The following is a 7,161-nucleotide window of genomic DNA, read 5'->3' on the forward strand; positions in this document are numbered from 1 at the left end:
GGGCGAGCAGGACCAGGTCCTCGCGCTGACGGCGCGAGGCGGGCCGGGTCTTCCAGGCGAAGTAGCCGCTCGGGCTGACGTCGAGGACCTTGCACAGACGCTGGACGGGGAACTCCTTCTTCGCCGCGTCGATGAGTCGGAACCTCATCGACTTCCCTCCTTGGCGAAAAAAGCCGTGGCCCGCTTCAGGATCTGACGCCTGAAGGCGCCCCCTTCGGGTCTCGTTCCTGGCGCAGCACCTCGTTCTCGCGCCGCAGGCGCTTCAGCTCGGCGGCCATGTCCTCCTGTCGGTCGGCTGGCAGCACGTCCATCTCTCGATCACGCTGGCCATCGATCCAGTTGCGTAACGTCGAGCGCCCGACCCCGAGATCAGCAGCGATCTCGCGGTGGGGACGGCCACTCGTCTGGGTGAGCCGGACCGCCTCCGCGCGAAACTCAGGGGTAAACTGCTTCTTGGGTTCTGCCATCGGAGACCTCCTCCTTCACGGAAAGAGCTCTCCACTTTTCCGAGGCAAGTCCAACATTGGCCTGCCCCCATTTGGTGGCCCAGGTGCGAAGTTAGTGCATCGTCGGTCGCGTGACGATGGCGGGGCGAGCGAGCGGCGCTGAGCCGCTCGGTTCAGTTGGCCAGATGACGACCTGCGGCGCAGGCGGGTGGTAGCCCAGCGACGAGTGCGGTCGGATGGTGTTGTAGTCCTTCCGCCACTGCTCGATGACGACGCTGGCCTCTCTGAGGGTGTAGAACACCTCACCGTTGAGGAGTTCGTCGCGCAGCTTCGCGTTGAAGCTCTCGCAGTATTCGTTCGGGCTTGTCGCAAACGCGAACGCGATGGACGTTTACGGGTCGTTAGGCATACCAACCGAGCTTGCCGCCTCCACCCTGGAGGCCGCCCATGATCCTGTTTGCCATCGCCGCGAAGCTCAAGCAGCGCGCCAAGGCCGACTTCAAGGGCCGGCACTACGAGGCAGCCCTGATCGTCCAGGCGGTCTCCTGGTACCTGCGCTATCCACTGAGCTACCGCGACATCGAAGAGCTGTTCCTGGAACGCGGTCTGGAAGTGGACCACTCCACTCTGAACCGATGGGTTCTGGCCTACGCTCCCCTGATAGAGAAGCGGCTGCGAGCCTTCCGCAAGCCGCATTGCGGCTCGATCAGGATCGACGAAACGTACATCAAGGTGCGCTGTGAGTGGCGCTACCTGTACCGAGCTGTCGACAAGCACGGCAATCCGGTCGACTTCCTTCTGACCGCCAATCGCGACCTGGACGCGGCCAAGCGGTTCTTCGGCAAGATGCTGGCGGATCACCCGCTGCTCGCGCCTGACCGGATCGGCACCGACGGCGCCAGCACCTATCCGCCCGCGATCGTGGCTGCGAGGAGCAGCGGCCTCCTGGCGTGTACCCCGCTCCACTACGTCACCAAGCATCTGCAGCAAGGGATCGAGAGCGACCACTTCCGGGTCAAGAAAAACATGCCCAGGATCGGTAGCTTTCAATCCTTCCACACGGCTCGGCGCACAATCCAAGGGTTCGAGGCGATGCTCTGGCTGCGCAAGGGCTTCGGCTTTGCTGGCGTGTGGACCGTCCGCGAGCAGAACCGGCTGCTTGCTGTCTGCTTCGGACTTCCGGCGGTTAACGAAACCTGAAAACGAGGCGGATCCAGCCTCACCTGCGGCCTACGTTATGGTTTGCGACACGCCCCCTCGTAGTGCCGGCCCTTGAAATCGCCCTTGGCGCGCTGCTTCAGCTTCGCGGCGATGGCGGACAGGATCATGGGCGGCCTCCGGTTCGGAAGGCGCCATGCAGGCCGTATGGTCAACGCGGGGGTAAACGCTGCGGTTTTGCAACAGGGCCTAATATATTGACGAGCTTATTCCATTCTATAAAACTGAACAATCCTTCTGTTATATGGCTGTCATCTTCACCAAGGGACAATTTCGATGCTTCAAAACCTAAAATGATAGGCAAGGAGCATTGTCAGACGACGCGTGCTCCCCGGTGGCGCGGGCGATACAGCCCGGCAAGAACCAGGAAGAAAGCGGCGTGAGCCAAGGCGAAGGTGATGATGCCGAACCCCGTTAGGCTTCCCGTACCTGCAAACCCCTCTCCGAGAAGCGGAAGCACGACGGCCGCGTTGAGAAGCCAAACAATCAGCGCGTAGAGAAGGCCCTTCGTCCACCAGCGGCCGGGAAGCTTGGGCTCAATCGCGGCATAGACAAGAGCCATCATGAGCCCAGCGGCAATCTTGAAGGCCGCCATGAAGAAGGCTGAACCGGGATCGGGCAACTGCCAACGCGACCAAAGCGCATCGGCACCGGTTGCGACGAGCCAAGGCGTCATCCAGAGCTTGGTGAGCCGCTGGAAACCACCGCGGGCCGTGACGATCCCGAAGCGATCGGCGAGCCAAAGGAGGATCATGTTGACGGCGAGCGCCACAGCCCCGGCGACAAGCACGCGTATGATGGAACGTGTTTTCATCCGTTGACCACCAATCGCGTTCCATCGGCCTTCGAAGAGGCAAGCTCTCCGTCTTAAATCCGGCCGCCCAAGCTGCGGACCTGGCCGTCGATCGCCTCTGCGACCGACAGCAGGCGGGACGCGTCTGCTCGCGCAGTCACGACGTAGGATTGACCTGCCTGCGTCCAGTCCCAAGTCGTGACATCACCTTCGCGGGCGGGGCGGAACGCGCTTCGAGCCTCCTCGCCATGGCCCACTCGGGTGTAGACGATCAGGCGCGTGCCGCGATCATCGTCATACATCAGGAGGGCAGCTGGCTCACTCTCGGTCGGCAGAAGCCGTCCGCCCATGAGGCGAAAGCCTTGGCCCGAGAGGTCCGGGACGACTACCGTCCGGTTGAGGCGGCGTGATAGCCACTGCACCAGATGGGGCTTCTGGTCCGCGCCGACCTCAACGGGATGAGTGACTTCGACAGCAAACGTCCGGAAGGCCGCGACCGCATCCCGTGTTGCGAGCGAGGCGCCGGCGACCTTCTGCCCCTCGCCGCTCGACGGTAATAGATCGTGACCGAGCCAGCTGCCGAACCCACCGAGAACGATCCAGGCCATGGCGGCCGCGACCGCGCCAAAGCGACGGCGCCAACGGTTTCGGCCGGCGGCGACGAGATTGGCGACCTGAAGCCGTGCCGGGATCGGCTCTTCGGCGACCGCAGCAAGCCGGGCGCGCAGCTGAGCGTTGCCCTCTCGGTCGGCTGCAGCCTTGGCAGCGGCTTCAGGATGAGTGGCAAGATAGGCCTCGACGATCTCAACGCGTCCGACCGGCAGACAGCCGTCGATCCAGGCGTGCAGGTCATCCTCGCCAACGGGCCGATGATCAGCGCTCACTTGACGCTCCTGAGAACCACAACTCGCCCCGTTTCCATGAAGCTGCGCATGCGGTCCCGCGCCCGGCTCAGCCGCGACATCACCGTGCCGATCGGCACGTCCAGAACCTTCGCGGTGTCGGCGTACGAGAACTCCTCGACGGCGACGAGGAGCAGAACGGAGCGCTGTTCCTCGGGAAGGCCCGCGAGGCCTGCAAGCACGTCTCGGACGCCGAGAGTAGCATCGGGAGATTGCTCCTCCGAAGGCAAGCTCTCCAGCGGATCTGTACCGACATGCATGCCCCGGCGCCGCGCCTGCCGCAGCCCGGCGAGGAAGAGGTTGCGCTCGATGGTGAACAGCCACGACCTAAGGTCGCCGTCGCGCCGCCGCAGGGACCACCGAGAGATGGCCCGTTCAAGTGTATCCTGGACGAGATCGTCGGCTGAATCCCTATCGCGTAGGAGCGCCCTGGCGTAGCGCCGGAGCGCCGGGATCAGCGGTTCGATCAGCGCGGCGATCTCGTTCGACATCAGCTGTTGGCCGAACTGCCCACGGGCCGTTTACGGCGTCGCGATGTGCCAAGCGCCATTCAGGAAGCCGTCCCCCGAGATATCGCCGGCCTTGCTGTCCTTGGCGTAAGTGTAGAGCGGCTTCGCCTTGTAGGCCCACTGCTTCGAGCCGTCGTCACGCGTTACAACCGTCCACTCGCCCGTTGCTGTGGCGGTCGCGCTCGCCATCATCGGAGGCCATGCTGCGGCGCACGGACCGTTGCAGGCCGACTTTCCGGCCGTGTCCTTGTCAAAGGTGTAGAGCGTCATGCCTTTGTCGTCGACGAAGGCCTTGCCCTTGGCAGTCTCGGCGGTCTTTGCTGGCACCATACCCTGAGCAAAGGCGGCGGTGCCAAGCGAGACGGCAACAGCGAGGGTGAGGGTCCGAACGGCTAAATTCATCATGGGAGGGCTCCGGGGATCGACATGATCAGCCGAGAGATGCCCCTGGGACGTGCTTTATTCCGTCACCACGGATCGGCATGGTCTAAATAATTTTGCACGGCCGGAATAAACAGGATTTTCGCGGCGTCTTACCAGTCTGACCGCGAGATCGGATCACGAGGTTCGACGCATACCAGCCTGATCCCATTCGACCCGCGCAGCTTCCTACTAGACTCTGTCGAACTCAGCGACGCATTAGCCCTCTGCGAAGTCACCGCAGAGCATGGTTTAGAATGCGATACTATCATGAAGGATGCCCCATGAGACTTCTCCCTCTCTATGCCGCCACAGCCGTTGTTCTCAGCGGCATTTCGGTACAAGCCCAGAACACCGGGCTGTTCGATCCCGCGATCAAGCACCAGCCGAAAGACGGCATGGTCAAGCTCTACGGTGCTGGCGGACCTCATACGGCGCTCAAGAAGGTCGCCGACGTTTGGATGAAGAAAACTGGTAATAAAGTCGAGATCATTGCTGGTCCCGAAACCACTTGGTCGAAGAAGGCGCAGACAGATGCTGACATCATTTGGGGCACGTCCGAGCAGTCAATGACGGCGTTCCTTGAGACCTACAAGACGTTTTCCTCCGATCAGGTGAAGCCGATCTACCTGCGACCGACGGTGATCGCGGTGAAGGCCGGCAATCCAAAGGGGATCAAGGGGTTCGATGACCTCCTGAAGGATGGCATGAAGATCGTCGTGACCGAAGGCTCGGGCATTGCCAACACCTCCGGCACCGGCACCTGGGAGGACGTCGCAGGGCGTCTCGGCAAGCTGTCGGACGTCACCGCATTCCGCAAGAACATCGTCGCATTCTCCACGGGCTCGGGTGCCAGCTTCAAGGCGTTCAAGGACAAGGACGCCGACGCCTGGATCACTTGGCCGAACTGGCCGGCAACTCAGAAGGAGGCTCTTTCTGAGGTGCCGATCGAAACCAGCCGGCAGGTCTGGCGCGACCTCAGCGTCGCGGTCGCAGCGGATGCCGATCCAGCGGCCCAGGAGTTCGTGAACTACTTGGTCACGCCCGAGGCCCAGGCGCTGATGAAGACCGAAGGCTGGATCCGCTGAGCCTTGCCTTGGCAAACGGCACACCATCTTTCCGAGCAGAACGATGTGAGAACGAGCCTGCCCGATGCCTATCCTGAGGTCTATGGCTAAGGTTATTGGTGTTCGCTTATCGGGCGGCATGTTGCTGGCTTGGGCAACAGCCGCGCTGGCAGGCGATGCCAACGTCGTGTCTGCGGTGGCGCGGCGAGGCGGAGTGGGCAGTTTCGATATCGACGTTACGGTGCGAAGCGCGGATACGGGGTGGGATCGCTACGCCGACCGGATCGAGGTTCTCGGGCCGGACGGGGCAATCCTCGGTGTGCGCGTGCTGGATCATCCTCACGACGACGAACAGCCCTTCACAAGAACCGTGACTCGGGTCCAGGTTCCGCCCGAAATCGGGACGGTCAGCGTGCGAGCGCATTTCAAGCCGACCGGCTTTGGGGGCACAACCGCGACAGTGACGCTGCCCACGCGCTGAACCTGCCGCGCCTGATCCGGACACTTGCTCATGCCACGGCCTGGTCCGCTCATCATCCCAAACAAGTGGCTGGAGCATACGTGATGCTTAAGGTTCTGATCACTGCCCTGGTCTTCGTTACGCTCGGAGCGAATGCAAGGGCGGACGATCTCATCGCCGTCAAGAGCACCAGACCCGTCAAGGAGACCCTCGACCGCCTGCAGAAGCTCGTGACCGACGATGGCTTCTTCGTTGTCGGCCGCGTTCCGCATTCTGAGGCCGCCAAGGATGCGGGGCTGACACTGCGTCCGACTGAACTCATGATCTTCGGCAAACCGCAGAGCGGAACTCCGATCATGGTCTGCAACCAGCGTGCCGGGATCGATCTCCCTTTGCGCGCCCTTGCCTGGCAAGATGAGGTTGGACAGGTTTGGCTCGGCATGGTCGACCCTGAGGCGCTCAAGGACCGCTACGCTCTCGCTCCGGAATGCGAAGGCGCGATCGCCACCATGAAGGCCGCCGTGCAAAAACTTCTTAACGGCGCGACGGCGCCGTGAGGGCGCAAGCTGCACGCAGAGAGTGTTTGAGTGCGTTGAACGGGCGCTGAAGGTGGACAGCGCGCACGAGCGGTCGATGGTGGAGTCGTAGGTATCTACCCATCCCAACGGGGGCCATGATGAGCGGTATCCAAGCCCACAACGAGAAGCCCGCGAGCGTCTGGAACTCAGGCGGTGGCCGTTACGATGAGATCAGCCGAGGCATTGCCGACAGCATTGAGCATTGCGTGCTGCGGCTCGACCCCAAACCGGGCGAGAAGGTCCTCGATCTCGCGACTGGGACCGGCTGGTCCTCGCGGCTCGTCGCCCGTCGCGGCGCCCAGGTGACGGGTGCGGACATCAGCTCCGAGCTGATCGCATTTGCTGCCGAGCGGGCCAAGGCTGAAGGTCTGAACATTACCTATCAGGTCGGTGACGCCGAGAAGCTCCCGTTTGCCGATAGCGAATTCGATGCCGTGATCTCGACCTGCGGCGTGATGTTCGCGAGCCGCCCGGAAGCCGCTGCGGCCGAGCTTGCTCGCGTCTGCCGCAAGGGCGGGCGTATGGCTCTCACGACCTGGCTGTCGGACAGCAATCTGTTCAAGATGTTCATGGTGATGAAGCCCTACATGCCACCTCCGCCCAGACCGGCGCCGCCCTCGCCCTTCGAGTGGGGCCGCACGGAGCGGATCACGGAGTTGCTGGCCAAGGACTTCGATTTGGCATTCGAGAAGGGCCTGTCGCAAGCCGTGCCGTAGGCCGCAGCAGAGGCTAGATCTGTCTCGTTTTTAGGCTCTGTTAACCGCCTGA

At 62.6% G+C, this 7,161-nt stretch carries 9 protein-coding genes and 3 pseudogenes; 5 read left to right on the top strand and 7 right to left on the bottom strand.

Annotated elements, in window-relative coordinates; all coding sequences use genetic code 11:
• A pseudogene (locus K2Y56_RS18335) lies at positions 1 to 467 on the bottom strand (transposase); the annotation flags it as partial.
• Positions 468 to 558: 91 nt separating this feature from the next.
• Positions 559 to 804, bottom strand: a pseudogene (locus K2Y56_RS18340) (transposase); the annotation flags it as partial.
• An 89-nt stretch (positions 805 to 893) separates the two neighbouring features.
• On the opposite strand from K2Y56_RS18340, the gene K2Y56_RS18345 reads away from it, so the two are divergent.
• On the top strand, positions 894 to 1,646 hold the full coding sequence (locus tag K2Y56_RS18345) for an IS6 family transposase (RefSeq protein ID WP_292510793.1): 753 nt from the start codon (positions 894 to 896) through the stop codon (positions 1,644 to 1,646).
• A 50-nt stretch (positions 1,647 to 1,696) separates the two neighbouring features.
• Here the strand turns inward: K2Y56_RS18345 and K2Y56_RS18350 are convergent.
• The 5 genes and pseudogenes from K2Y56_RS18350 to K2Y56_RS18370 all read right to left on the bottom strand — a co-directional run.
• Positions 1,697 to 1,774, bottom strand: a pseudogene (locus K2Y56_RS18350) (IS6 family transposase); the annotation flags it as partial.
• A gap of 203 nt (positions 1,775 to 1,977) precedes the next feature.
• Entirely contained in the window at positions 1,978 to 2,478 is a 501-nt protein-coding gene (locus tag K2Y56_RS18355; RefSeq protein WP_292510797.1) for a hypothetical protein, read from the bottom strand.
• Positions 2,479 to 2,531: 53 nt separating this feature from the next.
• The gene (locus K2Y56_RS18360; RefSeq protein WP_292510800.1) at positions 2,532 to 3,341 is read right to left on the bottom strand and encodes an anti-sigma factor; all 810 of its coding nucleotides are present in this window, start codon (positions 3,339 to 3,341) and stop codon (positions 2,532 to 2,534) included.
• The gene (locus K2Y56_RS18365; RefSeq protein ID WP_292510802.1) at positions 3,338 to 3,850 is read right to left on the bottom strand and encodes a sigma-70 family RNA polymerase sigma factor; all 513 of its coding nucleotides are present in this window, start codon (positions 3,848 to 3,850) and stop codon (positions 3,338 to 3,340) included. The genes K2Y56_RS18360 and K2Y56_RS18365 overlap by 4 nt, the downstream gene beginning before the upstream one ends.
• A 30-nt stretch (positions 3,851 to 3,880) precedes the next feature.
• A complete protein-coding gene (locus K2Y56_RS18370; RefSeq protein ID WP_292510805.1) occupies positions 3,881 to 4,273 on the bottom strand; it encodes a hypothetical protein in 393 nt (130 codons plus the stop codon).
• A gap of 299 nt (positions 4,274 to 4,572) precedes the next feature.
• Between K2Y56_RS18370 and K2Y56_RS18375 the strand changes: the two genes are divergently transcribed.
• From K2Y56_RS18375 to K2Y56_RS18390, 4 genes are all read left to right on the top strand, one after another.
• Positions 4,573 to 5,376: an extracellular solute-binding protein gene (locus tag K2Y56_RS18375; RefSeq protein WP_292510807.1), complete on the top strand. Its 804-nt coding sequence runs from the start codon at positions 4,573 to 4,575 to the stop codon at positions 5,374 to 5,376.
• A gap of 64 nt (positions 5,377 to 5,440) precedes the next feature.
• Positions 5,441 to 5,836: a hypothetical protein gene (locus K2Y56_RS18380; RefSeq protein WP_292510810.1), complete on the top strand. Its 396-nt coding sequence runs from the start codon at positions 5,441 to 5,443 to the stop codon at positions 5,834 to 5,836.
• Between the two features lie 83 nt (positions 5,837 to 5,919).
• Complete coding sequence (locus K2Y56_RS18385; protein WP_292510812.1) at positions 5,920 to 6,372, top strand: DUF302 domain-containing protein; 453 nt, start codon at positions 5,920 to 5,922, stop codon at positions 6,370 to 6,372.
• A 116-nt stretch (positions 6,373 to 6,488) separates the two neighbouring features.
• A complete protein-coding gene (locus K2Y56_RS18390; RefSeq protein WP_292510815.1) occupies positions 6,489 to 7,109 on the top strand; it encodes a class I SAM-dependent methyltransferase in 621 nt (206 codons plus the stop codon).
• Positions 7,110 to 7,161 lie beyond the last annotated feature (52 nt).

The sequence above is a fragment of the Methylobacterium sp. genome, assembly GCF_019745455.1.
In the GTDB taxonomy this organism is placed as follows: Bacteria; Pseudomonadota; Alphaproteobacteria; order Rhizobiales; family Beijerinckiaceae; genus Methylobacterium.

Coding starts and splice junctions, on each gene's coding strand:
- K2Y56_RS18385 (WP_292510812.1), top strand. CDS start 5,920: ATGCTTAAGGTTCTGATCACTGCCCTGGTCTTCGTTACGCTCGGAGCG.
- K2Y56_RS18355 (WP_292510797.1), bottom strand. CDS start 2,478: ATGAAAACACGTTCCATCATACGCGTGCTTGTCGCCGGGGCTGTGGCG.
- K2Y56_RS18345 (WP_292510793.1), top strand. CDS start 894: ATGATCCTGTTTGCCATCGCCGCGAAGCTCAAGCAGCGCGCCAAGGCC.
- K2Y56_RS18365 (WP_292510802.1), bottom strand. CDS start 3,850: ATGTCGAACGAGATCGCCGCGCTGATCGAACCGCTGATCCCGGCGCTC.
- K2Y56_RS18390 (WP_292510815.1), top strand. CDS start 6,489: ATGATGAGCGGTATCCAAGCCCACAACGAGAAGCCCGCGAGCGTCTGG.
- K2Y56_RS18375 (WP_292510807.1), top strand. CDS start 4,573: ATGAGACTTCTCCCTCTCTATGCCGCCACAGCCGTTGTTCTCAGCGGC.
- K2Y56_RS18380 (WP_292510810.1), top strand. CDS start 5,441: ATGCCTATCCTGAGGTCTATGGCTAAGGTTATTGGTGTTCGCTTATCG.
- K2Y56_RS18370 (WP_292510805.1), bottom strand. CDS start 4,273: ATGATGAATTTAGCCGTTCGGACCCTCACCCTCGCTGTTGCCGTCTCG.